This window comes from Bacillus sp. R86525, from assembly GCF_042466195.1.
GTDB classification, from domain to species: domain Bacteria; phylum Bacillota; class Bacilli; order Bacillales; family Bacillaceae_G; genus Bacillus_A; species Bacillus_A nitratireducens.
The window spans coordinates 3,526,851-3,553,805 of record NZ_JAXHPX010000007.1; the positions used below are offsets into that span (position 1 = coordinate 3,526,851).

Sequence of the window (26,955 nt, forward strand, 5' to 3'; positions counted from 1 at the left end):
TTGTCCTCTCCCTTTTAATCAAGTGGTATTAATTTCTCTTCAATCTCTTTTCTTCTCTCTTCTAAAAATGGTGGTAAATCTAGCTCTTTTCCTAATTCAGCAACTGCTGAATCTACAGTAAATCCTGGTCCATCCGTCGCAATCTCAAATAAAATTCCATTTGACTCACGGAAATATAGACTTTTAAAATAAAAGCGATCGATAATCCCTGTTGATTGGAATCCTTTATCTTTCACAGCTTCATTCCAATAACTCAGTTCTTCATCATTTTTTACACGAATGGCTAAATGATGAATACTTCCTTTTCCAGGTCTTTCACTCTCTCCCTCTTGCTGTTTCACCAAAATTTCTCCAAAAGATTGACCAGCAATAGATTGATAAATCCCCTCATCGTCTGAACGAGATACTTCTTTATAACCAAACAAACCTGTTAATGTTTTTGATAATTTATTTAAACTGCGCACTGTCATTTCAACTGTTCCCATACCTAAAATACGATGATTCTGCTCTACAGAAGAGTCATCCCATGCAGTCCAATATTCAGGTACCTCTTCACCGTTATTATTTAGTAGCACTAACCGTAGGCCATCTGGATCTTCAAAGTGCAGTGCGTCTCGGCTGGCGTAAGTTGTAATTTCTCCATGCTCCACTCGAAGCGACTCAAAACGTTTCTTCCAAAATGTAAGGCTTTCTATTGAAGGTACGAGCAAACCTATTTGCGTTATTGCATTTGTGCCACGGATTGTTCTCCCTACATTCGGCATTTCAAAAAATGATAATTCAGTTCCGGCACTCCCTGTTAAATCGCCATAAAACAAATGATACATAAATGGATTATCTTGATTGACTGTCTTTTTCACTCGGCGTAACCCTAAAACATCTCGATAAAAATTATTATTCGTTTTTGCATTTTTAGTCACCATAGAAATGTGGTGATGTCCTGGAATTGTATACATAAAACTTCCTCCTCTTTATCACTTGATTAGTCAATTGATTGAGTAAAAAAAATTACTCATTCGGTAATTCTTTTTTTTCACTATGCTTATGAACTTTTGTCATCAACTCGTATAGTATTTTCTGCTCTTCTTCATTTAATACATCATCAAAAAATGATGATTGAAATGCAAGTTGCTCTGGCAATGCTCTTTCTAAAGCCTCTTCCCCTTGCTCTGTAAGACTAATTGTTTTCGTTTTCCAATCTTGTTTTCGTATAATATATCCTTCTTTTTCAAGACGTGTTAACATTCGAGAAATACCGCCTTGTGTAACGGTAACCTTTTCTGCTAACTCCATTTGTGTTAATGGCTGATAAGTCCGTATTTGCAAAAGCACATCAAATTGAGCTGTCGTTAAATCAAAACGTTTTAAAAACTCATTTGACATTTGATTACTTTGGTTCGTAAATCGTATTAGGCGTAACCATATTAACGATCCTATCGTATTTTCACGCATGTTTCATCACTTCCTAGCGTTGATCTTACTATCACTTTACCACTCAAGTGATGGTAATGCAAGTAGAAATATGTTAAAAATACCTCCCAAAATCATTATTCTTAACTTTCCATTTCATTCATTGCTATATTTAAAGCCGCCACAGCTTTTGGCCAACCAACGTAAAAAGCCATATGTGTTATTAATGCAACTAATTCATTCTCCATCATCCCATTTTGTCTAGCTAGCTTCAGATGAAATGGTAATTGTTCTGTATTACCAAGACTGATTAGTGCCGACAATGTACATAAGCTTCTTTCTCTTAATGTTAAAGCGGCATCCCGCCACACTTCCTCAAATAATATCTCTTCACTATAATGAGAAAATACAGGTGCTATTTCTCTCATTTTCTTTGGAATATAAAATTCAATTGGCTCATTCATCATTTTTCTCCCTTCATTTTTACCAATTGTGCTATCCCTTGACCAAATGACCAGTTTTCAGCAGCTGTCTCATGTAATGTAATAAAAATGTCAGTAACTTTCACGTTGGAACATGCTGAAATTTTAAAGGATATAGATTGATACAAACCTTTTTTTTGTTGCACTGTTCTTCCAGGTCCACATGTAATAGAAACATGAATCATATTCTCAGTTCTCATTTCTCCTCTTTCCAACAAATAATATGAATTATATAAAAATTGATTTCGTTGATAAGGTAAAAACATTTGAAAATAATCATTTTCAGGGATGTTAAACTGTTCAATTAATGAAAGATGGATACATTCACCTATCTTTTTCAACTCTTCTTTATTTAATATATTTTCATGATAATAAACGTTCACAAAAGGCATACATTTTCATTCCTTTTTCTTAATTTAGCATTCAACAACATATCATCGTGAAATATGTAAAATCTCATAAATAGTAACATCGTCCATTACATCTATTTCAGGCTTTTCCTTATAAAAACTGAATTGACTATATCCCCACTTATCCGGATTATAAACTATTACATTTCCTAAACATTTTTCTATGTTTTGCACATTTTCATTTACTTTATTTAATTGCGTCCCAATCAGCGATTTACTTTGAGAAATACTCCCTACATATTCAACAGCATATCTACTTTTTCTAAAATCATTACTTAAATTAACAACTAATGGAACACCTATATTTATTTGTTGCCACCCAAACGATTGCAAAATATTATCGTAATACCCTTCGAATATAAATTTGTTCATCCCTTCATGACCATTCCAAATATATAAAGGTGCATAACAGTTATAGAAATTCCCATCCTTACCTGTCTCAGTAATTAAATAAGCCTTAAAATTTAGTTCTTGAAAACCATCAGTTTTAAACCCATTATCCTTTACCCTTTTTTTTATAATCTCCATGTCATAATCTTTTGGCAAAATGACCTTATATTGCATACCAATCATGTTTATCACTCACTTTCGATCTTATATACATAATGATAAACCGATGATCGGCTGACGTAAAATAGGTATAAATTATGTTTGGTATCATTTATAATGATACCGTATAAGGGGCTGAAATGAATGGAAATAAATGATCTTATCATATTTAAAACTGTAGCTAACGAAGGATCTATTAGTAAAGCTGCTAAAGAGCTAGGATATGTACAACCAAATGTAACTGAACGAATCAAAAAATTAGAACAAGAATTAGAAACACCTTTACTACATAGAGATAACAAAGGTGTTTCTCTGTTACCTTCTGGTGACATTTTATTAGACTACACGAATAAAATATTAGCTCTTTTAGAAGAAGCGAAAGATGAAATTAAAACAAGTACTTCTTCTTATGTAATAGCGACGTCACAATCTATTTTGACTAATTATTTAAGTATGCGTATTAAAGAAAATTTCAGGAATTATCAAATACATATAGAAAGTAGTAGCCATTTACAAAAACTACTACAGCAACAAAAAGTTGATATGGTCATAACTTATGAGGATTATCCCGACGCAGCGTTTAAAAAAGTATTCACCACTACAATTTCTGTAGGCTTATTAAAAGCGAAAGAACAGTGTAACATTGACTTTTCAAAAGAACTTTTCTTTGCTAGTAACGATAAAAAGTGCCCTTTTAGAAATATGACAATACAATTTCTAAAAGAAAACAATCTATCCCAGCATCAACTTCAACAGTTAGATTCTTATTCGCTTATTGAAGAGTTTATTGTTGAGGGAAAAGGGATAGCTTTTTTACCGATTAGAAATGATAAATTAGTTCCAGTTGAAAATGTCGCGGTTGAAAAACTACCCATTAACTTCTTTACAACTCGAGACTTAGAAAAAGCGATTCCAGGTGAACTATTTAATTAATAAAGATGCTATACTTGTCGTATTTTACGGGTAAATAGATATCCCTTTTCGAATCGCTAACATAACCTCATATACTATCGTACGGCTTAATAAAATAAAAAGGGATGTTACCTAGTTAATGTGTTTAACTACTAGGATATCCCTTTTCATCTTGAAGACTTATTTCACACGTTCTGCTCCACCCCTGTACCCTTCTCCTTCTTACTTCTTTTAAAATTCTTCAACTTCTTAATCGTTCCAACTAATCCTTTTGGAAAAACTAATAACACGATAATGTATAATAAACCTAGAATAATCGTCCATCTTTCAAAAATCGGATATTCTGTTGCTAGTTCTGATAAATAATATTTCAGTGATTCAATAATTCCAGCTCCAGCAATGGCTCCTATTAACGTTCCAACTCCTCCAATCATTGTCATCAATAATGCGTTTAGCGTCATTTCAATTGAAAATACAGTCGTATTTACAAAACGCAATGTGATAACGAATAAACCACCGCTAATCGCAGCCACTACTCCTGCCACTACACTTGCGATAATTTTATAATGAAGAACTTTATATCCAAGCGCTTCAACACGTTGTTCATTTTGGGAAATGGCCTTTAATACTTTTCCAATTGAAGACTTTGTGAAAAGACGTAACAAGATGAAAATGACGATTAGACATATAAATGTTATATAATAAAATGTAAAACGATCACGGAATATATCTGGTACACCAAATGTAAATCCATCTCCTCCGTGAGTCAGTGAACGCCATTTTTCAGCAAGTACAAAAAACAGCTGGGAAATAGCGAGCGTTAACATTGCATAAAAATGACTTTTCAAACGTAATGAAAGCATACCAATTATATAACTAACGATGGCTGATACAATAATTGCGGCTGCTATTCCTATAAAAAAGTTTGTGATAGACACCCCTTGCCGATCAAATAAGAGTGCCACACCATACGCTCCTATTCCAAAGAACATACAATGACCGAATGAGACAATGCCTGTATAGCCAAGTAGAACATCAAAGCTCATAGCGAAAATAGCAAAGATGAAGATTTGAGTGAACAAAATTAACAAGCTTCGTGAATCATTTACGAATGGAAATACACTTAAACAAATGAGCATAAAAACTCCGAAGTATACTTTAATTCGATTTGATGTGCTGTTCACCATTTCACCCCTTTTCACCAACAAGTCCCGTTGGCTTCACTATTAAGAAAAATAGTAACATTAACATATTAATTGCAAGTGATAAATCCGGTATAAAATATGCTGTAAAAGCACCAGCTAATCCAACAATTAAAGAAGCGAGCGCTGAACCTTGTACGCTACCTAACCCTCCAATGATAACTACTATAAAGGCTAAAATTGCATACTGCATACCCATCTCAGCGAAAATAACTCCTGAATATGGTGCTAGTAGAAAACCACCTAACGCCGCCATCCCTGCTCCTAATAAAAAAACAAACGAGAATATCGCTTTTACGTTAATTCCGAGAGCTTGAACCATCTCTTTATCCATTACACCAGCGCGAATCATAAGTCCTATCTTTGTTTTTTTCAGCAGCAATAGTAAAGCGATGTAAATTAGTATCCCGATTAAAATAACGAATAGGCGATATTTTATTAAGATAACTCCTCCAAATGTAAAACTTCCTTGAAGCCATAACGGTAATTTTGCCGCAATTGGATTAGGTCCCCAAAATATTTTGATGCACTCACTAAGAACGAGCATACCTCCGAGTGTAACGAGAAGCTGCCGAACATGGTTTCCATACACTGGTCTAATAAGAAATCTTTCTAAAATGAAACCGAGAAACATCCCCATAGCGACTGCTCCGATTAATGCTAATAAATAGCTACCTGTCAGATTGAATAGCCAAACGCCTGTAAATGCTCCCCATGCAAATAAACCGCCATGTGCAAAATTCAGTACGCTCATTAAACCGAAAATAAGTGATAGACCAGAAGCTAATAAAAAAATCAGCATCCCTGTCGAAACGCCGTTTACAAATAAGTTAATTAGCACATCCACGTTCTATCCCCCCGTATCAATGTTAAGAAATACCTAAATATTTATGACATGTTTCCTTATCCTCTCGCAGTGCATTCATAAAACCATTATGCACAATGCGCCCATTATCCATAATGTAAAAATAATCCCCGATTTGACTAGCCATCATAAAATTTTGTTCAACAAGTAAAACTGTCGTTTTCTCCTTCATTTTCAAAATAGCTATCATTAATTTTTCTATCATAATTGGAGACAGCCCTTTACTCGGCTCATCAATAAGCAGTAGTCCATCACTATTAATATATGCTCTTGAAATAGCCAACATTTGCTTTTGTCCTCCACTTAAAAGCCCACTTTTCTTATGCCAAAATTGTTTTAAGTCTGGAAATAGTTCTAGCATCCAATCTATTTTCTCTTCAGATTCTTTTCCCCTAGCAAGTGCAAATGTCTCTTCTACTGTTAAATCATGAAAAATCCCTTGATTCTCTGGTACATAACCTATACCTTTTCTTGAAATTAAATGTGTAGATAATCCATTTACTTGTGCACTATCATAATAAATTTCACCATTTGCTATCCGGTGAAATCCCATAACCGACCGCAATGTTGTTGTTTTTCCAGCCCCATTTCTTCCAAACAATACTGTAATCGTTCCCTTCTCAACCGAAAGGGACACTCCTTGTAAAATATGAAACTGATCTAAATACGTCTCTATATTATTCACTTGTAGTAGTGCCACTATATAATCCCCCTAAATAAGCACTTTGTACACGCTCATCTTTCATCATTTCTTCCGGCAATCCTTCAGCCAATAACTCACCATGAAATAAAACGATAAGATGATCTGATAAATCTAGCACCATATCCATTTTGTGTTCGATAAGTACGATTGTGCTATCTGGATTCTTTTTGATATTTTCGATTACTTGTAATATAGCCGGAACTTCCTCAACTGAAATACCTGCTGTCGGCTCATCTAGTAGTAATACATCTGTCTTTAATGCTAACAACATAGCAAGTTCTAACTTTCTTTTTTCTCCGTGAGCTAAGTCTTTAGCTAATACATCTCCTTTCTCGTGAAGGAGTACTGTCTTCAAAAGACGTCTCGCTTCTCCAGTTTGCTGCTTTAACTTGGCTGCATTCGGAAAGAAACTGTAATAATCCTGAACGAACGATTGAACACTTAAGCGTACATTTTCAAGTACTGTTAGCTCTGGAAAAATATTTGTCAGCTGAAAAGAACGACCAATCCCCAAACGCGTTCGATCTGAAATTGATAATTTTGTAATATCCTGCCCTTTAAAATAAACTTCACCTTTCGTCGGAGAAATTTGCCCACTTAATAAATTGAATAGTGTTGTCTTTCCAGCACCATTCGGTCCAATTATTGAAATGAGCTTTCCTTTTTGTACCGTTAAATTAACATCCTTAATAACATGATGATCCCCAAAAGATACACAAAGATTTTTCGTCTCTAACAAATGTGTCATGAAATCCCCCCACTGAAAGCCATGTTTATGAAAGAAACAAGTATAAAGAGGGTATTCCCTCTTTATACAAAAACAACAGAAAATTCAGTCTATTTATTTTGAACAGACGGTTCTGTTTCTTTCATTGTTAATTCTCTCTCTAACACTGGTACTGGATAATCAACACCCTCTTGCTTTTTCAGCGTTATAGAATAAAGAGTTTGTAATGCTTGATGATCCTTCTCTCTAAATTTCATCTTTCCTTTCGGTGTCTCAAATTCCATCCCTTCCATTTTCTTAATAAGTGTATTTACATCTGTATCGCCCTTCGTTTTCTTTAAAGCTTCGACAATAGAAATTGCTGCTGACATTCCTCCTGCTGTAAAAAGATCTGGAACAGCACCAGTAAAACGTTTTTTATGTTCTTCTACTAGCCAATCGTTCACCTTATTCTTCGGAAGTGAGTGATAATATACAGAAAATCCTTGCATCCCTATTAGCGCATCCATCGTTTTTAATGCTGGTATATCAGGTGCACCAGTAGAAATTTTAATCCCTTGCGCTTCCACATTCATATCTTTCAACTGTTTCCATGGTGAATTCGCACCAGCCCAAACGATAAATAAATAATCTGGTTTTGAGCTAATAATATTTTGAATATTCGCAGTGAAATCCGTTGAATTCGTATCCGCGTATTGCTCGTTTACAATATTCGCACCTAATTTCTTCGCTCCCGCTTTAAATGCTGCAATTCCTTCACGACCGAAAGCATTATCTGGAGCAAACGTCGCAATCTTTACATCTTTTTTAGCAATTGAGGCAGCCCCAGCAATCGCGTCTTGTGAAGAGTTTCTTCCTGTTCTAAAAATATATTTATTCCAGTTCTTCCCGGTAATACTATCAGCAACTGCCGGTTCTACAACCATAATTTTTTCATATTCTTCAGCTAGTGGTAATACTGCTAATGTATCACTTGAACTAGACGATCCGACTAAAAAATCAACTTTCTCTTCTTCTAATAATTTTGTAGCCTTTTTAACTGCTACATCTGCTTTCGTTTCTGTATCTTCTACAACAAACTTAATCTTCTTTCCTTCTACTTTCCCTGTTCCACCAGTTGCATAGTCTAACCCTAATTCAAATCCATTTACCGTTTGTTTTCCATAAGATTCTAATGGACCTGTTAATGAAGCAAGAACCCCTACCTTAATCGTTTTTTCATCTTCTGTACTTGTCTTCTTTCCTGAACAGGCCGCTGTTACTAATAATGACCCTAAAACACAACCAGTAACCATCGTTCTTAGCCATTTACGTTTTTTCATCGACATTGTGATCCTCCCCATACTTTTCTTTCTGATAGAATCAAACACGCCAAATTCCCCTGTCCGTAATCATGACTTTAAAATTGGTAATGGAAACTCTTGTAGTAACCTCTACATTCGGCATAAATCTATAATCACCTTCCTATTAAATGGAAACGGACATACAATCAATATATATTCGGTTGTTCAAATGAAATTACTGTTTCACTACATTAATCATCACACAAAAAGCTGCAAATAATTGACTTAATTCATTAAGTCAATTATTTGCAGCTTACCTAAAAAACGATTAAAAAAATGGATTAATTATTTTCGACCTTCTCTAACCCTTCAGCCAATTGTTTCTTATCTAGCCCTTCTCCTATTACTACTAAGTTTGTCGGGAAACCGAAGTCTTGTTCCAGTAAAGTCGGTACCCCGAACGAATATTGGAATAGATGCGGGTATTTATCTCCATGGAATTTCACAAATCCTTTTACGCGATAAATACTATCTGGTAAATTCGAAAGCCATTCGTATAATTTATCTTGATCAATCGATTCCGTAAATTGATACGTCATCGTTTGTATATGTAAATGCTGTTTGACATGTAGTGTCTCATGTTCCCTATCATTCGTAAATTCAGCTTCTTCTATGTCTTCTAAAGATATATTACAATATTTTGTTTCAAACAATTTCGCATGATTATTTATTGCTTTTACTTCTTCAATTACTTTGTTCTTATCCGTATCTGTTAGTAAATCTAATTTATTAATTAAAATGTGGCTACCAAACTTCAGTTGCTCATGTAATAATTGCTGAAAGTTTGCACTTAATACACTTCGATTTAACCACCTTACTGCATCTAAAACGACGACAATTGATTTCACTTCTAGGAAAGGTGCTAAAATTGGTGAAACACACGCATCTAACACTTCAATAGGATGTGCAACACCCGTCGTTTCTATATAAATGACATCTGGTCTTTCTTGCTGATATAACGAGTGCAACTGTATTTCAAGCTCTTCTTTTAGCGTACAACAAATACATCCTTTCAGAAGTTCCTTTAACACATTCTCTTTTCCAATAATATCTGTATCTACCGAGTATTCACCGATTTCATTCATCAAAACTGCTACTTTTCGATTTTTCTTCTTTTCTGCTAATAATAAATTTTGCAGCAATGTTGATTTTCCACTACCTAAAAAACCACCTAATATATGAATCTCTACTTTACTCATTTGACCGACCATCCATTTCTCTACTTCAAATTTCTTCAAAGCGTAATTATTACGATTTATATTTATCATTTTATTAAAAGAATACCTATTTGTAAACAAAACTGCTAGATTATCGTTTCATTTTCCATTCACTTCATGAGCGACTCTAATTCCAGACTCGATTGCTCCCTGCATCCATCCATGTGTTAATGTCGTATGTTCTCCTGCAAAATGTACCTTGCCAGCTGGCGGCGTAATATATGGAAACAATTCAAGCTCTTGCCCTGGTTCAAAAGCTGTAAATGCTCCGCAAGAATATGGATTTTGACTCCAGCTAAAAGATTCTCCCGCAACATACTCACTATAAACCACATTCCCATAAATTTGCGCTAAATTTTTCAATGCATAACGAATACGATCTCTATGCGAGAGACTATCCCACGTCAACGCTTCATCTGCCCACGTATAGCTTGCTATAACGATAGCTGCCCCTGGTGACTGAATGCCATAGCTCGGATAATATGTAAAGCGGATAGGTAAATCTGTAATTGACTTACCACCATATTGTCCTGCTCTTTCCCAAAATCTACTTTTAAACTCTATCGCAATTTTAGTTGAAGCAATATAATTTAATTCACGAATTGCCCGCCTTTTATAATAAGAAAATAAATGATATGGCTGAACTTCTACAAATCGCAAAGCTGAAAATGGAATTGTGACAATAGCTATGTCACCAGTTACTATAAATGAATTTAACGTTTGTTCATGTGTTACTTGCATCATTACTTTATTATCTTCCTGTATAATTTTTTCTACTCTATACGACATAAAAATATTATCCTTTAGCTCTGGTAAAAATGAATTTGGTAATGCGTCCATCCCGCCTGTTATCTCATAATATTTCGTCGTTGAAGTGAAAAAGATCATTTCCCGTAATACTTCAATTAAAGACATTCCCATGTATGCTTCCATATCAAGAAGTACTCCGATCATATCTATTGCCCCATCTGAATAATACTCGGTTAAAAATGAACCGAGCGAATATGTTTTATACTTTTTTTCAACAATAATCCAGTTTTTATTAGGATCTTTCTTAATATAATTAAGTATCGGTTCCAATACCTCTAACATTAATCCTTCTGCCGTTTTCCCCCTTTCTTTATTTAAAACTGGATATCCAAGTACACTTGGCTCCTTTTCAAACACATCTAATCTCGTTCTTTTGTTATTCGTATAAATTATATCTGAAGAAGTTTTATTAATAAAAAGGTTTAACGGTAGTTTAAATTTACGAATGTAAGCTAAAGTTAAATCATGAGTATCCGGAATACGCATAGGACCTGCGTTAAAATATAACCCTGAGCTAAATGGTTCACGAATTGTATACACCCTGCCACCTATTCTGTTATTCGCTTCTATAATCGTTACCTCGTGCCCAGCCTCTTTTAATAAAGATGCTGCAACTAATCCAGACATCCCTGCACCGGCAATTGTAATCCGTTTGGGGTTATTTGTTTTGGCAAGCCCTTCATGAATAATTTGAAGCATTTCTTCCATCGATAATGGATTCCCCATGCCAATTCCCCTTTTATGAAGGATTTTACTGAATTATATTCGTTTAACGGGATTCCTATGTTTCATTCAAGTAACTGAGCGGATACATTTTCAATTACTTGAATATCTTTTATAAAATGTAATAAAATAGATATGAAACTATAGAAGTAAGACGTATTATCTTACATAATAAAATTAATGAAATTGCGAGGAATTTTGAAATGAAAAAAGGTATTAACCGTGTTGTATTAGTAGGAACAGGAGCAGTTGGGTGTAGTTATGCTTACTGCATGATTAACCAAGCTGTAGCTGAAGAATTTGTTTTAGTGGATGTAAATGAAGCAAAAGCTGAAGGAGAAGCAATGGACTTAAGCCATGCGGTTCCTTTCGCACCAGCTCCAACAAAGGTTTGGAAAGGTAGTTATGAAGATTGTAAAGACGCAGATCTTGTTGTAATTACTGCTGGGTTACCACAAAAACCAGGTGAAACACGCTTAGATTTAGTTGAGAAAAACGCTAAAATTTTCAAGCAAATTGTTCGTAGCATTATGGATAGCGGATTTGATGGAATCTTCTTAATCGCAACTAACCCTGTAGATATTTTAACTTACGTAACTTGGAAAGAGTCTGGATTGCCAAAAGAACGCGTAATTGGTTCTGGTACAACTCTTGACTCAGCTCGTTTCCGCTATATGTTAGGTGAGTACTTCGATATTGGGCCTCATAACATTCACGCTTATATTATCGGAGAGCACGGTGATACAGAACTTCCTGTTTGGAGCCATGTATCAATTGGCATTCAAAAACTAGAAACGCTTCTTGAAAAAGACAACACATATAACCAAAAAGATTTAGATGATATTTTCATAAACGTGCGTGATGCAGCTTACCACATTATTGAACGAAAAGGTGCTACATACTACGGCATCGGTATGTCACTGCTGCGTGTTACGAAAGCAATCTTAAACAATGAAAACAGCGTATTAACTGTATCAGCATACCTTGAAGGTCAATACGGCCAACAAGATGTTTATATTGGCGTACCTGCTGTCTTAAACCGCGGAGGCATTCGTGAAATTTTAGAAGTTGAATTAAGTGAAGAAGAAGAATTAAAATTCGATCACTCTGTTCAAGTATTGAAAGAAACAATGGCTCCTGTTCTTTAATCATATATTTTAATCAAAAAAGCAATCCAATTTATATTGGATTGCTTTTTTATATTTTTACAGTTCCCCCTCAATTTAAACGGTAATATTATCTATATTAGAAAGGAGTGATTTTATGAATAATTCTTGGACAATTGTCATCCTCTTACTAGCTGTAGCGGCATTAATACTTTTTCTCTTTTTAATCATCCGAACATTATTTCCAGCCAAAAAATATGATAAGAATCTCGGATTGATTCTTATTATTTTAAGCTTATTAGCAATACCGATCAGCATCTTCCTTATAGGAGGATGGGCAGGTATGGGGATTGGCATTATCGCGGTGTTTATTTTTACTGCTGTTATTATAGCTTTAATTGCAAATAAATTTATAAAACTACCTCCTCCAAAGAAAAAATAAGAAATAACCGATGTTTTCCCCAAAAGACAACATCGGTTATTTCTATCACTTATTACTTTTAATCGATTTATCATTATTTACGTCAAGTACATCTAATAAAAAGATAAAGATCGGTATCCCGATAATAAGCCCCCATATTCCGAGGAAATGCTCTGAAAAGATGAGAATCATAAATGTATAAAAGACAGGCAAATTCGTTTTTGCAGACATAAATTTTGGATTTAAAAAATAACTTTCAAGAGCATGGATTATTGTAATGAATACTAGTATGTATACAACATACATAACTCCACCGACGTTATAGGCAATTATACAAAGTGGAAACAGGGAAATAATAACACCAGCAACTGGAATCAAACCGAGTAGAAAGACCATGACAGCTAATACAAGGAGCTGTGGAAATCCTAAAATGACAAGTGCGATTACAGTGAGCACACAATTGACAACCGCAATTAAAAACTGTGCTTCAATCACCTTTCCAAACGATCTTGCAAATCTTTCGCCGAAATATGCAATCTCCTCATAAAAAATCTTTAATTTACTATCTTTAAATTTAGACGTGAATGAAATAATCCGCTCTTTTTCTAATAAGAAAAATAAGCTTAGAATAAGAGACAATAGTATTTGCAAACTTACCTTTCCTATGTTTGCTATTGATTGATAAATGACATCCACACCTTGTTCAATATATTTTGATACTTCCATTTCATTAATTGCTGAAAGTACGTATCTAATCATCTCATTATCAGGTGGATGTTGAAAAAACAATTTAAATTGATAAATCAATTGTGAAATTTGTATCGTTAGTACCGGTAAATACTTATACAATGTTGTGACAATAAAGGTCACTAATATTATATATAAACAAGCAATAACTACCTTCCTATTTACTTTCAACTTCTTTGAAATAAAACGTTGAAACCGATCCATTAAAAATGTCAGTATAAACGTAATCAAAATTAAATTGATCATACTTTTTAATCCATATAATACAAGCACTAATATTATTAAAACGAGAAACCGTTGAAACCCTCTACTTCGAAAAAAATTTTTCACTTCATTCATTAAGATTTAACCTCCCCCTTCAATGGATGGAAATTGGATATATTGCAACACACACTTATTCATTGTAATACTATTACATTTTATGAGCTTCTATAGACAATCTTTCTTACTAATTGGGAAGAATCCTTTTTTTCTTTTTTATTGTCGGATTTTTTATCTAATACTTTTCTAAAAACTACTTTTTCAACTCTATATTTTAGGAGATCGTCTATTTTTAGATTGCTGTTCATACGCATATCCAATATTAAAAAGTTCTTTTTCACCAAACTGTTTCCCAACAAACACTACGCCTACCGGCTGACCATCAGAATCATACCCTGCCGGCACTGCTAATTCTGGATAACCAGCCACAGCTGATAGAAGAACTTCATCGTTATTAATCATCACAAGAGCATCCAAACCTTTTTCTACTAAATACCTATCTAGCTCTTTTCTTGCATTTTCTTGGCTCGTTTGAACTATTTTTTCAAACTCATCTTTCGTTATAGCAGATTTTTCAGACCCCTCAATTAATGTTTGTCCATATTTCATTCGTCTTTTACTATCTTTTTTATTAAACGCTATAATCTCTTCTAACGATTTTACAGGCACATTTTTTTGCTTCGAAAGATAGTCGTTAACATTATGCTTGAACTCATATTCTAATGTTTGCAGATTATCTACACCCTCGCTGTTTAACTGAATATCATCAGTCAATATCGCACCTGCATCTTGAATGTCTTTTCTAATCTTTTCTGCTACTGCTTTTCTATTTTCATCTTGTTGATCTACAGAAAAAAGAATCCCTATCTTTTTCCCTTTTAATCCATCTATCGATAAATCATTCGTATAATTTATTCTATCTCTGTCTTTCATTTTTTCTGTCATAGCATCTTTTTCATCATAACTTACCATTGTATTAAATAACGTTGCCGCGTCTTTTACCGTTCTTGCCATAGGCCCTGCAGTATCAAGCGTTTCAGCTAATGGAATAATTCCAGTTCTACTAATCATACCTAAAGATGGACGTAATCCAACTACTGATTGCTGAGATGCTGGTGCTACAATTGATCCAGTCGTTTCTGTGCCAATCGCAAGCGGTGCAAAATCTGCTGCAACTACTGTAGCAGATCCAGAACTTGATCCCGATGTATCAAACGTAATCGGACCGTATGGATTTAAATTTTGTCCTTTTTTCCCGCTATACCCACTTGGCATTGTAAAGGATAAATAATTTGCCCATTCAGACATATTCGCTTTTCCTAAAACAAAAGCACCTTCTTCTTTCAACTTCTTCACGATCGTCGCATCTTCATCTGCAATCCAATCTTTTAATACATAAGTTCCTGCGCTTGTCGGCATCACTTTTTCCGTTTGTATATTATCTTTTACAATGACAGGAATGCCATATAAGTTCGATTTCTTATTTAACGCTCTCTCTTTATCTAACTTTCGTGCTACTTCCATCGCATCAGGATTAATCTCTGTAACAGCATTTAATGATATTCCATTTTGGTCGTGTTCTTGTATTCTAAAAAGATAAATACTCGTCAATTCTTTATATGACAATTTTCCATCATCGACCATTTTTTGAAGCTCATCCACAGTCGCATTTACAATTTCTTTTTCTTTTATCTTTATATTATCTATGTCGATCCCTTTAAGCTGATTATGTATCGGTTTTAACACTCTGTCTTTATCATATACAATACGTTCAGGTTCCTTCGGAAAATAATTTTTATACACGTAATATCCTCCGGCACATGCCACTAGGACAATACCTCCGGCGATAGACAACGTTATTTTCACCCATTTTTTCATGTTGTTTCCTCCACTCTAAAAGTTGCTCATTTATATAAAAAAGAGAGTTACCTTTTACTTAACTCTCTCCAATCAAAATGCTAAATGAAAAAAAGAAAGATTTCAATCTAATTACTTCTTTTTTGCATTTGCTTCGCTAATAATTCCTTCACTTGATTATACGTTAATCCTGAATCTTTATTTAAACGTTTTACTTCCTCAACATCAGTACCTACTACTGTATATTTTTTCTCATCATTCATTTTTCCACTTCCCTTCTTACTACGTTATTTCTTATATTTTTCCCCTAAACTCTTATAAATTAACACAAATACAATTAAGGACACTGTACGAAATTCAATAGGTAACGGCAGTTACGTAAGAGGAAAAGATAAAAAAATGTCGAATTTATATACTTGTTGAATTTAAGGACATGGAGGTTACATTTTGAAAACATATGAGTTTAAACATAACATTCCAACATTAGAAGAGTATAAATATTTGTGTGATTCTGTTGGATGGACTAATTATATGAATTTTGAAGTAGCGGATACTTCACTGAAGCATTCTATTCACTGCATCACAGTCAAAGATAATGAACAAATTATCGGCATGGGGAGAATTGTTGGCGATGGATCTATCTATTTCTATATTCAAGATATAGTGGTTCATCCAGATTATCAGAAACATGGTATTGGGAAAGAAATCATGCATCGTTTGATTGCATACTTAAATGAGAATGCCCCTGATAAGGCGTTTGTCGGTTTATTTGCATCACAAGGTAAAGAATCGTTCTATGAAAAATTTGATTTTAAAAATTACTCACCAAACATGACGGGGATGTTTACTGTCATTTCAAAAACATGATAGATTTTTAATTGTAGGGAAAACTTCGCTTCGTATGAAAGAAATTATTCTTGCAGTAACCTTTTCCACAATCGAATTTAAACATTACATACGAAAGGAGAGTACATATATAGCTAATATGTACTCTCCTTTCATTTATTTAACTCTGTATATTTTAAATTTCTTAATAAAATTTCACTACATCTTCAGTAGGTAAGAACGTTCTTTCTCCTGGTTGTTCATTTGGCTCACCAAATGGCATTTGTCCTACTAAACTCCACTCTGCTGGAATGTTCCATGTTTCTTTCACTTCAGCATCTACGATTGGATTGTAATGTTGTAATGATGCGCCAATTCCTTCAGCTGATAATAACATCCATACAGTATGTTGTAACATTGCATTTCCTTGATGAGACCAGAATGGGAACTGATCTTTATATAATGGTGCATTTTCTTGCATTTTTTCTACTGTTGCTTGATCTTCAAAGAATAACACAGTCCCAACACCTGCATGGAAACCTTTTAGTCTTTCTACAGTCGCTTCAAAGTTTTCTGCTGGCACGCGTGATCTAAGCGTTTCTTTTACGATATCCCAAAACTTTTCATGCTGTCCATCCATTAATACAACCATACGGCCACTTTGCATATTGAAAGAAGTTGGTGCATGTAAAGCTGTTTTTAATACTTCTTCAATTCTTTCCTTTGTAATTGCATCATTTTTTGTTACTTTACGAATTGAACGACGGTTCACGATTGCTTCTTTTAAGTTTGTTGTAGTTGCTGACATTTTAATTCCTCCAAATGTATGTTTTTTTATTTAAACAAATCAATTCGATTCTTTCATGCAAAACGAATTAGCAATATCCATCCGTATTACATTGCATGCCTTCAAATGAATTTGTTTTATCCTTTTCCATTTCTTTATCAATTACTCTTTCTAGCGTTTCTTTACTAGCAAGCCCTTGAATGACCTCATCACCAATCATGACAGTTGGTACCGCCATAATATTCGCTTCATCATATGCATGCTGAATTGCTGCTTGATGCTTTTCTTTATATTTACGTGTTACTAAAGCATCTTTAAATTCAGCTTCAGGAAGCCCTACTTCTACCGCTAATTTTGTTAACACATCAATATCTTCAATGTTTTGTTCTTCTTGGAAAAATGCTGTAAATACGCGGTGATGATATTCATTTCCTAGTCCACGCTCTTTCGCAAATTGACATCCTTCAAAAGCAAAATGTGTATATGGATGCGGCGAAACACGTGGCAGACGCATATCGATTCCTAATTTTTTCGCTGTAGGAAGAATGAAAGCATCCCATGGGCCTAATTTTTCTGGCTCATTCCATGGATCTATTTTTGAATATGGACTTGGACGTAATTCAAATGGCATCCATTCAATTTCTACATCTTTCTCTTTCGCTACTTCATCTAATGGACCTTTTGCTAAAAAACAAAATGGACATATAAAGTCTGAGTATACTTTCATTTTTACAGTCATAATTTTTACACCTTACCTTTATAATTGTAATCAAAACAGTTACATTTATAACAAAAAAATATAGATACTATTTTAAGCATTCATTTTCTCTTGTAAAGATTCAAACAACTGCCCCATCGTAATATTTTTCAAAACTTCTTCCATCGCGGATTGTGCTTGAATTAATATAACTTCTAACACCACTTGAATATTCGCGCCAATTGGACAATCTGGATTTGGTTGCTTATGAATATGAAATAGTTTATCCTCTTCCACTACATTTACTGCATGATACACATCTAACAACGTGATTTCATGTAAATCCTTTAATAACCCCGCGCCACCTGGTCCGCGATTTACGTAAACAAATCCAGCTTGTTTCAAGTACGACATTATTTTACGAATGACTACCGGATTTGTATTTACACTTTCGGCCATATAGTCTGAAGTGCAAAGTGAAGATGGATTGTTTTTTAAAATAGATAAAATATGAACAGCTATAGAAAAGCGGCTACTAATTTTCATCGTGATCACCACCTCGATGTAATCATTATAGTTACAACGAGAAGATAAGTCAATCCTTTTGATAGATTTTTTATAAGCAAATTAAAAAGTGTCCCATTATGATATATGAGACACCTCTTTTTATTCTGTAAATAGTGCTTGAAATTCTTCAATAAATAGCTGCACAGCGATTGAAGAATCCTTTAATGATGGAACAGCTAAAGCAATTTCTCTCCATACTTGTGGTTCCAACTCTCTCGTTTGCACATTTTTTGGTAAATTTGTTAAAGATAATTCAGCTAATATTGCAATACCCAATCCTTCTTGAATCATATTTAAAGCTGTAGTAACGGTCGAAATTACATACTCAGCCCGAAGTGGTACGTTGGCTTGTTTAAACATATCAATAATGGGTGGTTCGTATCCGCCCTTACATAATATGATTGGTTCATTCTCTAAATCACTAATTGTAATAGAGTCCTTCTTACAAAGAGGATGATCCTCTCTTAAGATAACAACCATTTTCCCCTTCGTTAATGGGACAATCTCCATATCTTTATTAGGCAAAATAACAATTCCTATATCAACAACCCTCGATACTAACCAATTTTCAACTTCTTTTATCGTCCCTTCACAAAGAACGACTTCTAAGTTCGGATACTTCTCCTTAAAAAGATTTATCATTTTGGGTAAGAAATGCGCAGAAGCACTCGGAAAACTCCCAATTCGAATCGTACCAACTTCGTGCCCTTTCTCCATCGCAACTTCTTGTTCAATCTTCTCTACACCGTTCAAAATCGCTCTAATATGTACAAGAATTCTATTTCCTACATCCGTAACGAGTAATCCTTTTCGTTTATCACGTATAAGAATAGTAACTCCCAACTCTGACTCAATACTTGAAATCGCATGACTTACAGCTGGTTGCGTCATATTTAACACCCGAGCAGCCTTCGTAAAGCTACCTAACTCAACAGTTTTTATTAATACTTGCAGTTGTGTAATGGTCATAACTAATCACTTATACTCCTTATAAAAAAGATTCATTTTATTTATCACAGTCGATATCATATCATAGTGAGATGAATAACACCAAGGAGGTTTTACAGTGACACAGCTTTCTCGAACTAAAGCGACAATAATCCTTATCTTTCTCGTTATTATGTGGGGAATTAATTGGCCGTTATCAAAATTCGCTCTGCATTACACACCACCCGTACTCTTTGCAGGGATTAGAACATTAATAGGAGGATTTATCCTACTTATTTTCGCATTACCGAAATACAAACAGTTAAATTTAAAGGAAACTTGGCATCTATACTTTATTTCATCTTTACTCAATATTATTTTATTTTACGGATTACAAACTGTCGGACTTCAATACATGCCCGCTGGACTATTCTCCGCAATCGTATTTCTCCAACCTGTCTTACTCGGTATTTTCTCATGGATTTGGCTTGAAGAGGCAATGTATGGCTTGAAAATTTTCGGACTTATTCTTGGATTTATTGGTGTAGGGGTTATTAGCTCTAGTAGTTTAACTGGACATATTTCTATTATCGGTGTTCTACTTGCTTTAGGCTGTGCCATCGGCTGGGCACTCGGCACAGTATTTATTAAGAAAACTGGACACCGCGTTAATGCCATTTGGATGGTAACACTTCAGCTTATTATTGGCGGACTTTGCTTAATCGGATTTGGTTCAGAATTTGAAAGCTGGTCTAACATCGCTTGGAGTATACCATTTGTAAGTGTACTACTATTCATCTCATTCTTTGTTATTGCAATGGGATGGCTCGCTTACTTCACACTTGTTGGAGCCGGTGAAGCAAGTAAAGTTGGGGCATATACATTCCTTATCCCTCTTATCGCTATTATTGTAAGTTCAATTTTCTTACATGAGGCAATTACGGTTAGCTTATTCATCGGACTTTTATTTATTGTAGTAAGTATTTGTTTTGTAAATATAAAGCCGAAAACACTTGCTGTAGGGCAGCAAGTTGAAGTGAAATAAATAAACATAAGAAAGAGCCTACTTTTTGTAGGCTCTTTCTTATGTTTATTTTGTGCACCATCACTTTAAGTACCAACAAAAAGGGAGATCTCTCTTTTTATTATAACTATCCATATCAATAATCTTTCAGCTCTATCCCGTTAGCAGCTTTCGCTATCATTTTCGAAATCATCTTAAATTGTACAACCATAATGGTTGGTATACGCAACATTAAGTTGCGAAGAAAGATTTTGAAGTTTGATTTTTCAACCATACTCCCGGCAGCCATTAATCCTATTTTTTGATTTTTCTCAACAAACTTTCTCATTTTTTGTTCATAGGCAATAAATGCACGGGCGAAGTCACCATCTGCAGCTTTGAGTTCACCAGCTAATACGAAAGCCCCGACAAGCGCCAGGCTAGAGCCTTGACCCGATAATGGTGATGGGCCATACGCTGCATCGCCTACCAATGTAACCCTCCCCTTTGACCAGGTCGGCATGTGAATCTGGCATATCTCATCAAAATAAAAATCTGTCGCATCTCTCATGGTCTTGAGTAGATGCGAGGTTTCCCAACCTGTCTGACCTAAGAAGGCATTTTCTACAAGTTTCTTTTGAGATTCTATATCATAGCGGTCGTACTTCAATGCCTCTGATTGGAACAAGAACATCCCCCTTGCTTCGGTATTGTCACGAGCACTATACATACCTACTGTTTTGCCTGGTATCGTATAAAGCAGCTGGTGGTGGTCGAGGTTAAGGTAATTCTCGAGGTTAAAAATTGAGATATAACAGCCAAGGGTACGTTTAAACTGTGCTTCATCGCCAAAAGTTAAGGTGCGCACATTAGAATGGAGCCCGTCCGCACCGATGACCAGGTCAAATTTCTGTGGCTTGCCATGAATAAATTGAACTTCTACACCAGCTTCAGTATCATGTATAGCGGTAATCGAATCGCCCCAAATGTATTCAACCGTATCCTTGGTTAAATCGTATAAAATGTTACTAAGATCGTCACGCATGATTTCTATGTCCAGACCCTGCTGGTTCCCCATACTCGCTTCGCTTATTTGACCTTCGAACTTACCCTCGCTGTTCACGAAATAAACACCAGTCATGTTCGTGTCAGCTGCACGAACTTGATCAAGTATGTCCATCCCCTTAAGCACCGTAATAGCTGCACCACGGATATCAACCCCGTAACCCCCCGTGCGCAATGCTGGTGCACGTTCTATTACAGTCACGTCGAATCCGTGGCGTTGAAGCCAGTAAGCGAGTGCCGGGCCGGCAATGCTCGCACCAGAAATAAGGACGCTCATCGTTTGTATCATAATTGCTTATTCACTCCTATCCTAATTAAAGCCTTAACATCTCCACAGTATATTCACGACCTATTCTACTTATTTACCACAACAAAATGGTCCACTTCAAAAAGATACGTCTTTTGAGCCTTTTTCCCGTAATAAACAAACAAGGCTCCTCATCATCTCTTTCATCTTGATACCTTTTTAACCAAGTAGTGCAACGAGTATTAAAGTATACTTCCCTTTCTTTATCACCTTTCCCATGCACAATGACAGAATTCGTTGAGAAGTTAATATCATCACAATTCAGTTTTACGACTTCCCCAATACGGCAGGCCGTAGAATACAAGAATTCAAATACTGATATGATTTCTCTCGTTGTATTGGGATGTTTATAAACCATCAATTTTTCGTTCCTCTCCTATTCTTCATACTTCTGCTCATTAGCCAAAGTATGAAGAATAAGAGCTTTTTTATATACAAATAATAAAGCTCAAGGAGTTGTTGACATGAATTTCATATTAAATATTTTAGGGATTTTCATTGTAATATTATTCGTTTTCCTATGTTCGCCTAATAAAAGAAAAATAAAATGGAGACCAATCAGTATTCTAATAATATTGGAACTTTTTATTACATGGTTTATGTTAGGTACCAAATTGGGTAGTATCATAATTAATAAAATTGCGTCATTTTTCAGTTGGCTACTATCATGTGCGAATGAAGGTATTCGATTTGCATTTCCTTCAGCTATGGAAAATCAAACAATTGACTTCTTCTTTAGCGCATTACTTCCTATCATTTTTGTTATCACTTTTTTTGATATTCTTTCGTATTTTGGAATCTTAACTTGGATTATCGATAAAGTAGGTGCAATCATTTCAAAGATTTCTCGTTTACCAAAGTTAGAAAGCTTCTTTTCCATTCAAATGATGTTTTTAGGAAACACGGAAGCACTTGCAGTTGTTCGTGATCAATTATCTGTTTTAAAAGAAAATCGTTTGTTGACTTTTGGAATTATGAGTATGAGTAGCGTCAGCGGTTCCATTCTTGGTGCTTATCTATCAATGGTTCCAGCTACATATATTTTCAGCGCCATTCCTTTAAACTGTATTAACGCATTAATTTTAGCCAATGTTTTAAATCCTATAGAAGTCACTAAAGAAGAAGATATTATTTATTCACCTTCAAAAAATGAAAAAAAAGATTTCTTTTCTACCATTTCAAACAGCATGTTAGTTGGGATGAATATGGTTATTGTTATTTTAGCCATGGTAATTGGATATGTAGCATTAACAGCATGTTTAAATGGGATTTTAAGTTTTTTTGTAACAGGTTTAACAATTCAAAAAATCTTCTCTATTATCTTTAGTCCCTTCGCTTTTTTACTCGGTGTTTCAGGCAGTGATGCTATGTATGTTGCTGAATTAATGGGGATTAAAATAACAACGAATGAATTTGTTGCAATGATGGATTTAAAATCTCACCTAAACTCTTTACATCCGCATACTATTGCAGTTGCAACAACATTTCTAGCCTCTTTTGCTAACTTTAGTACAGTAGGCATGATTTATGGAACTTACAATTCATTATTTGGCGAAGAAAAATCATCAATTATCGGTAAGAATGTTTGGAAGCTTCTTGTTAGTGGAATGGCTGTTTCTTTATTAAGTGCTATGCTTGTGGGGCTTTTTGTATGGTAAATGAATATCGAAGATACTTGACACCCTTACGGATGAAATTTATGTACACAGTGCAAGGCATAAGAAAATCTGTCCCTCTTATTAAAGGAGGAACTATTATGGGATTTGGTGGTAGTTGCGGCGGAGGCTGTGGTTTTTCTGGAGGATTTGCTTTATTAGTTGTATTATTTATTTTATTAATCATAGTTGGAGCTGCTTGCTTCTGCTAAAAAAACATCAGAAAAGGCACTCCTATATGAGTGTCTTTTTTCTATACGGGATGGCGTCGGGAAATGCGAATTTACAAAGTTAAGGAAATTTATTAAAGAGCCCAATTCCTCAGCAATAAAATTGAGAATTGGGCTTTCTTGGTTACTATAGTGATAGGTAAGCTTTTGACGTTATCGCCCGTTTTCCCTTCACTCCACACCTACTTGGTTGTCTATCATTTACGACGTACTACAAAAATACAAGTACCCACCGACGATACAATCGCCAAAATAGATAAAACAATCGCTATTACTTGCATATTACTAGTGCCTTCATTCTTTTCTACACTAGACACTTCACCATGTTCTCCTGTCAATGACACACCTTTTGCAATCGTAGTAAGGGAATGTGGTTTCTCAGCTTTCTCATCACCTGTCCATTCAACAATTTCTCCGTCTTTATATTGCTGATATGCATCCCAAGCTATTTTTTGTTCTTTATCTGGATTTTTAGCGACGAAAGTAAATCGCTGGAACTGACCAGGTAAAATCCCATCTCCTGTTGCTTCCCATATTACAGTTTTAACTTTTCCAGCTGCATCTTTTTGTTCTTCCACTTTCCATCCTGGCACTGGCTCATACTGTTGAAAATCGACTCCAGATGGTATCTTCAGTGTAACTTTTGTTGTTGCCACATTCTTTTCAACTGGTACCTTTATTGTGTAAGTCTCCCATGAGTTAACATCCGAAGTTGCTGGTTGTACAGTTACGTGAGCACTAACAGGTAACGAAAAAATCCCCATTGCAATTATTGTTGCGATCATTGTTGTGCCAATTTTTTTTATACGTTTCATTTTCTATTAGCTCCTTTTTATCTATACCTTCTCTTTATCTGCCGCCTACTATAAATTTATAATTCGTATCAAAGCTATCAAGAGATTTTGTTAATCCGTGAACTTGTATATTCCAGTTTCCTGTCATGTTAATATACATACCTTCCGCTTCATATTCTCCTGGTGAAACGGCCGAAACTTTAAATGAACCTTTTCCCATGTTCATATCTAATGATTGCGTAGTTAAAATAATTTGCTCCATATCGGTAACAGGTTGTCCGTTCTCATCCTTTAAAGTAATATGGAATGTATTTTGTCCCACTTTATTAGGACTTACATGTAAAGTAAGTTCATATCCATTATCTAATTGCTTACTCTCTGTAAAAGGTCCAGTAGGAGGCATCGGTGGTGTTTGTACGTTTGTCATAAAAGCTACGATGACGAAAATGATAATTCCAATGATGAACTCTACTTTCACCGTAGCGCCTAATCCTTGCTGCGCTCGCATTTTCCCTCTCACATAATGAATAATTCCCAATACCCCCATGAAAACAAATAAAAGCATCTTCGCTAATAAGGCCAATCCATACTTCGTATCAAATAGGGAATGGATCGTGGGAATAAAAAATGTACTGTTAAAAAGGCCTGTTAATAAAATCACTATGACAGCACCTGTTGCCCATGGTGAAAAACGCTTAATTGCATCCCAATACATAGTCCACTTGTCATCCTCTTTACGTAAAAGAAGAATAATCGATGATAGACCGCCAATCCATAATGAAGCTGCGAATAAATGTAGAAAGTCCATAACGACAGCAATCTCTTTAAACTTTAAACCATATGCGTGACTATTAAAGGCTTTCATAACAAGTATCCCAGCAAACAGTAGCATCGGAATACTCCATACTTTAAACGACGAAAGTTTCTCACGCTTCACTGCAAAATAAGTAATAATCATAAGCATACTAATAAGAGCCATTTGAGTTATCCATACATAACGAAAAACAGAAAGCTGTAATGTTTCTTTTAATAATAAAAGATCGAATGCCTCTAACCATGAAACATCAGCATTTATTTTCGCTTGCAATGGTAGATTGAATAATAAACTAATGAATATCCCAAATAACGATATCCATATTATTCTCTTACTCCTTGATTGGACTTCTATTGCATTCCCTTTATATATAATAAGATTAAAGAATAGAACTCCTAAAAATAGTGAGAAACTTGTATATAGAACCCCACGTTCCATGATCATATCGATTTGCGGAACATAGCCCATCTCTTCTACTTGTATATCGTCTGTTCCCGCTTCTGCTAATCCAATACGGAATGGAATAACTCCTTGAATCGGATGCCCGTCAGCTGAAATAGCTTTCCACTGAATAGAGTAGAGACCATTTTTGAGATTCTCTTTTAATCCTGCTTCTAATAACTTTTTATTGTCTTTATCAATATGAGCATCTTTTAAATCTACTCTTTTACCTGAGGTATCTCTTACAAACAATGTATTAAAGTGTGAAACTTGTATATCCTCATCAAATTCAATTTTCACAACAGTTGGTGCTTTCTTCAACGTTTCATTTTCAGCAGGGTTTGATTTCACAACATACGCATGAGCAGACGCGCTTTTTGGGATTAATATGATAAACACGCACGCGATTAGCAACCATGCCCCTAATCTTCTCATTACTTTCACACTCATTTCACTTCTTTCTTTTTCGTCACTACACTTTCATTACTATTTACTTCCAAAGTTTTATTTCTCGATAAAATATTAACCTGATTAAGTATAAGGATTTATTTAGTATCACTCTCTATTTATTCCTCACCTCTATACTTCTGATATAATAGTAGCTACCTTCATAGATATTACTTATAATTTTAAAGTAGATTATCATTATAGCATAAAATATATTTATGTAAGTTTCTAAAGAAGAAAAGTTATCGTGAATCATTTGTGAAGAAAATGTGAAATACATAAAGTGAAACTTTAATCAGTGGGGTTTTTGTCCCTCCCCCACTGATTATTAGCCCACACCAATCGGGCTTTTATGGGCAGTCGATCTCCCACCTAACTCCCTCGCATTCAGCAGCTTTTGAGGTGGGAGTCTTACTGCCCGTTAATGCGGGATAAATAAAAAGGTGATACGTTAGTACGTAACACCTTTTTAAAAAATATCTTTCTTTTATTTCTCTTCCGGATAATCACAGTACTCAATGATTGTTCCTTCTGTATCCACCGGGTTAAGATATATTAATCTTCTGCCATGTTTATTCATTCGAAGTGTATGCTCTAACGTTCGAATACCTTGTTCTTCAAATTTGTTGTGTTTCAACACAGCCTTTCCAA

Annotated in this window: 29 protein-coding genes and 2 pseudogenes; 7 read left to right on the forward strand and 24 right to left on the reverse strand. The window is 34.9% G+C overall.

The features are described from left to right. Nucleotides 1–14 precede the first annotated feature (14 nt). The 5 genes from SJY24_RS20830 to SJY24_RS20850 all read right to left on the reverse strand — a co-directional run bounded on the left by SJY24_RS20830 (nt 15) and on the right by SJY24_RS20850 (nt 2,875). Complete coding sequence (locus SJY24_RS20830) at nt 15–956, reverse strand: ring-cleaving dioxygenase (protein ID WP_377866039.1); 942 nt, start codon at nt 954–956, stop codon at nt 15–17. Between the two features lie 52 nt (nt 957–1,008). Beyond that, a complete protein-coding gene (locus tag SJY24_RS20835) occupies nt 1,009–1,452 on the reverse strand; it encodes a MarR family winged helix-turn-helix transcriptional regulator (protein ID WP_001208967.1) in 444 nt (147 codons plus the stop codon). Nucleotides 1,453–1,553: 101 nt separating this feature from the next. After that, nucleotides 1,554–1,877 carry a carboxymuconolactone decarboxylase family protein gene (locus tag SJY24_RS20840; protein WP_377866040.1) on the reverse strand — a complete coding sequence of 108 codons (324 nt, stop codon included), beginning with the start codon at nt 1,875–1,877 and terminating at the stop codon, nt 1,554–1,556. Continuing rightward, the gene (locus tag SJY24_RS20845) at nt 1,874–2,284 is read right to left on the reverse strand and encodes a tautomerase family protein (protein WP_377866041.1); all 411 of its coding nucleotides are present in this window, start codon (nt 2,282–2,284) and stop codon (nt 1,874–1,876) included. Before SJY24_RS20845 ends, SJY24_RS20840 begins: the two co-directional genes overlap by 4 nt. 42 nt (nt 2,285–2,326) lie before the next feature. After that, on the reverse strand, nt 2,327–2,875 hold the full coding sequence (locus SJY24_RS20850; RefSeq protein ID WP_377866042.1) for a DUF4865 family protein: 549 nt from the start codon (nt 2,873–2,875) through the stop codon (nt 2,327–2,329). Nucleotides 2,876–2,995: 120 nt separating this feature from the next. Between SJY24_RS20850 and SJY24_RS20855 the strand changes: the two genes are divergently transcribed. Next, a complete protein-coding gene (locus tag SJY24_RS20855) occupies nt 2,996–3,784 on the forward strand; it encodes a LysR family transcriptional regulator (protein ID WP_377866043.1) in 789 nt (262 codons plus the stop codon). A gap of 164 nt (nt 3,785–3,948) precedes the next feature. Here SJY24_RS20855 and SJY24_RS20860 read toward each other — a convergent pair whose 3' ends face one another. From SJY24_RS20860 to SJY24_RS20890, 7 genes are all read right to left on the reverse strand, one after another. Next, entirely contained in the window at nt 3,949–4,902 is a 954-nt protein-coding gene (locus SJY24_RS20860) for a branched-chain amino acid ABC transporter permease (protein ID WP_377867288.1), read from the reverse strand. 49 nt (nt 4,903–4,951) lie between these two features. Further along, entirely contained in the window at nt 4,952–5,812 is an 861-nt protein-coding gene (locus SJY24_RS20865; RefSeq protein WP_377866044.1) for a branched-chain amino acid ABC transporter permease, read from the reverse strand. Between the two features lie 22 nt (nt 5,813–5,834). Beyond that, nucleotides 5,835–6,530, reverse strand: a complete 696-nt coding sequence (locus tag SJY24_RS20870; RefSeq protein ID WP_001196700.1) for a branched-chain amino acid ABC transporter ATP-binding protein — start codon at nt 6,528–6,530, stop codon at nt 5,835–5,837. Then, nucleotides 6,508–7,281 (reverse strand): ABC transporter ATP-binding protein, encoded by a 774-nt coding sequence (locus tag SJY24_RS20875; RefSeq protein ID WP_000149305.1) that lies wholly within the window; start codon nt 7,279–7,281, stop codon nt 6,508–6,510. Before SJY24_RS20875 ends, SJY24_RS20870 begins: the two co-directional genes overlap by 23 nt. 89 nt (nt 7,282–7,370) lie before the next feature. Next, nucleotides 7,371–8,588: a substrate-binding domain-containing protein gene (locus SJY24_RS20880; RefSeq protein ID WP_377866045.1), complete on the reverse strand. Its 1,218-nt coding sequence runs from the start codon at nt 8,586–8,588 to the stop codon at nt 7,371–7,373. A 296-nt stretch (nt 8,589–8,884) separates the two neighbouring features. Continuing rightward, the gene (locus SJY24_RS20885; protein ID WP_377867289.1) at nt 8,885–9,802 is read right to left on the reverse strand and encodes a CobW family GTP-binding protein; all 918 of its coding nucleotides are present in this window, start codon (nt 9,800–9,802) and stop codon (nt 8,885–8,887) included. A gap of 117 nt (nt 9,803–9,919) precedes the next feature. Continuing rightward, nucleotides 9,920–11,356: a flavin monoamine oxidase family protein gene (locus SJY24_RS20890; protein ID WP_377866046.1), complete on the reverse strand. Its 1,437-nt coding sequence runs from the start codon at nt 11,354–11,356 to the stop codon at nt 9,920–9,922. Between the two features lie 200 nt (nt 11,357–11,556). On the opposite strand from SJY24_RS20890, the gene SJY24_RS20895 reads away from it, so the two are divergent. Together SJY24_RS20895 and SJY24_RS20900 are read left to right on the forward strand one after the other, a co-directional pair. Continuing rightward, nucleotides 11,557–12,501 (forward strand): L-lactate dehydrogenase, encoded by a 945-nt coding sequence (locus tag SJY24_RS20895; protein ID WP_377866047.1) that lies wholly within the window; start codon nt 11,557–11,559, stop codon nt 12,499–12,501. A gap of 115 nt (nt 12,502–12,616) precedes the next feature. Continuing rightward, nucleotides 12,617–12,901: a YesK family protein gene (locus SJY24_RS20900; RefSeq protein WP_377866048.1), complete on the forward strand. Its 285-nt coding sequence runs from the start codon at nt 12,617–12,619 to the stop codon at nt 12,899–12,901. 45 nt (nt 12,902–12,946) lie between these two features. Here the strand turns inward: SJY24_RS20900 and SJY24_RS20905 are convergent, their stop codons facing one another. From SJY24_RS20905 to SJY24_RS20915, 3 genes are all read right to left on the reverse strand, one after another. Continuing rightward, nucleotides 12,947–13,966, reverse strand: coding sequence for an AI-2E family transporter (locus tag SJY24_RS20905; RefSeq protein WP_001006580.1), 1,020 nt, complete (start codon nt 13,964–13,966; stop codon nt 12,947–12,949). A gap of 189 nt (nt 13,967–14,155) precedes the next feature. Next, complete coding sequence (locus SJY24_RS20910; protein WP_377866049.1) at nt 14,156–15,766, reverse strand: amidase family protein; 1,611 nt, start codon at nt 15,764–15,766, stop codon at nt 14,156–14,158. Between the two features lie 107 nt (nt 15,767–15,873). Then, on the reverse strand, nt 15,874–16,008 hold the full coding sequence (locus SJY24_RS20915; protein WP_000997340.1) for a hypothetical protein: 135 nt from the start codon (nt 16,006–16,008) through the stop codon (nt 15,874–15,876). A gap of 184 nt (nt 16,009–16,192) precedes the next feature. On the opposite strand from SJY24_RS20915, the gene SJY24_RS20920 reads away from it, so the two are divergent. Then, nucleotides 16,193–16,612 (forward strand): GNAT family N-acetyltransferase, encoded by a 420-nt coding sequence (locus tag SJY24_RS20920; RefSeq protein WP_000860618.1) that lies wholly within the window; start codon nt 16,193–16,195, stop codon nt 16,610–16,612. A 163-nt stretch (nt 16,613–16,775) separates the two neighbouring features. On the opposite strand, the gene SJY24_RS20925 is transcribed toward SJY24_RS20920, so the two are convergent. The 4 genes from SJY24_RS20925 to SJY24_RS20940 form a co-directional block, all read right to left on the reverse strand. Next, nucleotides 16,776–17,378, reverse strand: coding sequence for a nitroreductase family protein (locus tag SJY24_RS20925; RefSeq protein ID WP_088007776.1), 603 nt, complete (start codon nt 17,376–17,378; stop codon nt 16,776–16,778). Nucleotides 17,379–17,445: 67 nt separating this feature from the next. Continuing rightward, nucleotides 17,446–18,096 (reverse strand): DsbA family oxidoreductase, encoded by a 651-nt coding sequence (locus tag SJY24_RS20930; RefSeq protein ID WP_377866050.1) that lies wholly within the window; start codon nt 18,094–18,096, stop codon nt 17,446–17,448. A 72-nt stretch (nt 18,097–18,168) separates the two neighbouring features. Then, complete coding sequence (locus SJY24_RS20935) at nt 18,169–18,600, reverse strand: Rrf2 family transcriptional regulator (protein ID WP_000704079.1); 432 nt, start codon at nt 18,598–18,600, stop codon at nt 18,169–18,171. Between the two features lie 120 nt (nt 18,601–18,720). After that, nucleotides 18,721–19,590 carry a LysR family transcriptional regulator gene (locus SJY24_RS20940; RefSeq protein ID WP_377866051.1) on the reverse strand — a complete coding sequence of 290 codons (870 nt, stop codon included), beginning with the start codon at nt 19,588–19,590 and terminating at the stop codon, nt 18,721–18,723. A 97-nt stretch (nt 19,591–19,687) separates the two neighbouring features. Between SJY24_RS20940 and SJY24_RS20945 the strand changes: the two genes are divergently transcribed. Beyond that, nucleotides 19,688–20,593, forward strand: a complete 906-nt coding sequence (locus SJY24_RS20945) for a DMT family transporter (protein WP_000192782.1) — start codon at nt 19,688–19,690, stop codon at nt 20,591–20,593. 115 nt (nt 20,594–20,708) lie between these two features. On the opposite strand, the gene SJY24_RS20950 is transcribed toward SJY24_RS20945, so the two are convergent. Both SJY24_RS20950 and SJY24_RS20955 read right to left on the reverse strand, forming a co-directional pair. Beyond that, nucleotides 20,709–21,905 (reverse strand): FAD-dependent monooxygenase, encoded by a 1,197-nt coding sequence (locus SJY24_RS20950; protein WP_098588954.1) that lies wholly within the window; start codon nt 21,903–21,905, stop codon nt 20,709–20,711. A gap of 103 nt (nt 21,906–22,008) precedes the next feature. After that, nucleotides 22,009–22,242 (reverse strand): annotated as a pseudogene (locus tag SJY24_RS20955) (tyrosine-type recombinase/integrase); the annotation flags it as partial. Nucleotides 22,243–22,387: 145 nt separating this feature from the next. Between SJY24_RS20955 and SJY24_RS20960 the strand changes: the two are divergent. After that, a complete protein-coding gene (locus SJY24_RS20960) occupies nt 22,388–23,581 on the forward strand; it encodes a NupC/NupG family nucleoside CNT transporter (RefSeq protein WP_001009374.1) in 1,194 nt (397 codons plus the stop codon). Nucleotides 23,582–23,679: 98 nt separating this feature from the next. Beyond that, nucleotides 23,680–23,790 (forward strand): YjcZ family sporulation protein, encoded by a 111-nt coding sequence (locus SJY24_RS20965; RefSeq protein WP_000505683.1) that lies wholly within the window; start codon nt 23,680–23,682, stop codon nt 23,788–23,790. Nucleotides 23,791–24,005: 215 nt separating this feature from the next. Here the strand turns inward: SJY24_RS20965 and SJY24_RS20970 are convergent, their stop codons facing one another. From SJY24_RS20970 to SJY24_RS20980, 3 genes and pseudogenes are all read right to left on the reverse strand, one after another. Further along, the gene (locus SJY24_RS20970; RefSeq protein WP_377866052.1) at nt 24,006–24,623 is read right to left on the reverse strand and encodes a YcnI family copper-binding membrane protein; all 618 of its coding nucleotides are present in this window, start codon (nt 24,621–24,623) and stop codon (nt 24,006–24,008) included. 34 nt (nt 24,624–24,657) lie between these two features. Continuing rightward, nucleotides 24,658–26,307 (reverse strand): copper resistance CopC/CopD family protein, encoded by a 1,650-nt coding sequence (locus SJY24_RS20975; RefSeq protein ID WP_377866053.1) that lies wholly within the window; start codon nt 26,305–26,307, stop codon nt 24,658–24,660. Between the two features lie 484 nt (nt 26,308–26,791). Continuing rightward, a pseudogene (locus SJY24_RS20980) lies at nt 26,792–26,929 on the reverse strand (glyoxalase); the annotation flags it as partial. Nucleotides 26,930–26,955: the final 26 nt, after the last annotated feature.

Coding starts and splice junctions, on each gene's coding strand:
- SJY24_RS20830 (WP_377866039.1), bottom strand. CDS start 956: ATGTATACAATTCCAGGACATCACCACATTTCTATGGTGACTAAAAAT.
- SJY24_RS20835 (WP_001208967.1), bottom strand. CDS start 1,452: ATGCGTGAAAATACGATAGGATCGTTAATATGGTTACGCCTAATACGA.
- SJY24_RS20840 (WP_377866040.1), bottom strand. CDS start 1,877: ATGATGAATGAGCCAATTGAATTTTATATTCCAAAGAAAATGAGAGAA.
- SJY24_RS20845 (WP_377866041.1), bottom strand. CDS start 2,284: ATGCCTTTTGTGAACGTTTATTATCATGAAAATATATTAAATAAAGAA.
- SJY24_RS20850 (WP_377866042.1), bottom strand. CDS start 2,875: ATGATTGGTATGCAATATAAGGTCATTTTGCCAAAAGATTATGACATG.
- SJY24_RS20855 (WP_377866043.1), top strand. CDS start 2,996: ATGGAAATAAATGATCTTATCATATTTAAAACTGTAGCTAACGAAGGA.
- SJY24_RS20860 (WP_377867288.1), bottom strand. CDS start 4,902: ATGCTCATTTGTTTAAGTGTATTTCCATTCGTAAATGATTCACGAAGC.
- SJY24_RS20875 (WP_000149305.1), bottom strand. CDS start 7,281: ATGACACATTTGTTAGAGACGAAAAATCTTTGTGTATCTTTTGGGGAT.
- SJY24_RS20880 (WP_377866045.1), bottom strand. CDS start 8,588: ATGTCGATGAAAAAACGTAAATGGCTAAGAACGATGGTTACTGGTTGT.
- SJY24_RS20885 (WP_377867289.1), bottom strand. CDS start 9,802: ATGAGTAAAGTAGAGATTCATATATTAGGTGGTTTTTTAGGTAGTGGA.
- SJY24_RS20890 (WP_377866046.1), bottom strand. CDS start 11,356: ATGGGGAATCCATTATCGATGGAAGAAATGCTTCAAATTATTCATGAA.
- SJY24_RS20895 (WP_377866047.1), top strand. CDS start 11,557: ATGAAAAAAGGTATTAACCGTGTTGTATTAGTAGGAACAGGAGCAGTT.
- SJY24_RS20900 (WP_377866048.1), top strand. CDS start 12,617: ATGAATAATTCTTGGACAATTGTCATCCTCTTACTAGCTGTAGCGGCA.
- SJY24_RS20905 (WP_001006580.1), bottom strand. CDS start 13,966: ATGAATGAAGTGAAAAATTTTTTTCGAAGTAGAGGGTTTCAACGGTTT.
- SJY24_RS20910 (WP_377866049.1), bottom strand. CDS start 15,766: ATGAAAAAATGGGTGAAAATAACGTTGTCTATCGCCGGAGGTATTGTC.
- SJY24_RS20915 (WP_000997340.1), bottom strand. CDS start 16,008: ATGAATGATGAGAAAAAATATACAGTAGTAGGTACTGATGTTGAGGAA.
- SJY24_RS20925 (WP_088007776.1), bottom strand. CDS start 17,378: ATGTCAGCAACTACAACAAACTTAAAAGAAGCAATCGTGAACCGTCGT.
- SJY24_RS20930 (WP_377866050.1), bottom strand. CDS start 18,096: ATGACTGTAAAAATGAAAGTATACTCAGACTTTATATGTCCATTTTGT.
- SJY24_RS20935 (WP_000704079.1), bottom strand. CDS start 18,600: ATGAAAATTAGTAGCCGCTTTTCTATAGCTGTTCATATTTTATCTATT.
- SJY24_RS20940 (WP_377866051.1), bottom strand. CDS start 19,590: ATGACCATTACACAACTGCAAGTATTAATAAAAACTGTTGAGTTAGGT.
- SJY24_RS20950 (WP_098588954.1), bottom strand. CDS start 21,905: ATGATACAAACGATGAGCGTCCTTATTTCTGGTGCGAGCATTGCCGGC.
- SJY24_RS20960 (WP_001009374.1), top strand. CDS start 22,388: ATGAATTTCATATTAAATATTTTAGGGATTTTCATTGTAATATTATTC.
- SJY24_RS20965 (WP_000505683.1), top strand. CDS start 23,680: ATGGGATTTGGTGGTAGTTGCGGCGGAGGCTGTGGTTTTTCTGGAGGA.
- SJY24_RS20970 (WP_377866052.1), bottom strand. CDS start 24,623: ATGAAACGTATAAAAAAAATTGGCACAACAATGATCGCAACAATAATT.
- SJY24_RS20975 (WP_377866053.1), bottom strand. CDS start 26,307: ATGAGTGTGAAAGTAATGAGAAGATTAGGGGCATGGTTGCTAATCGCG.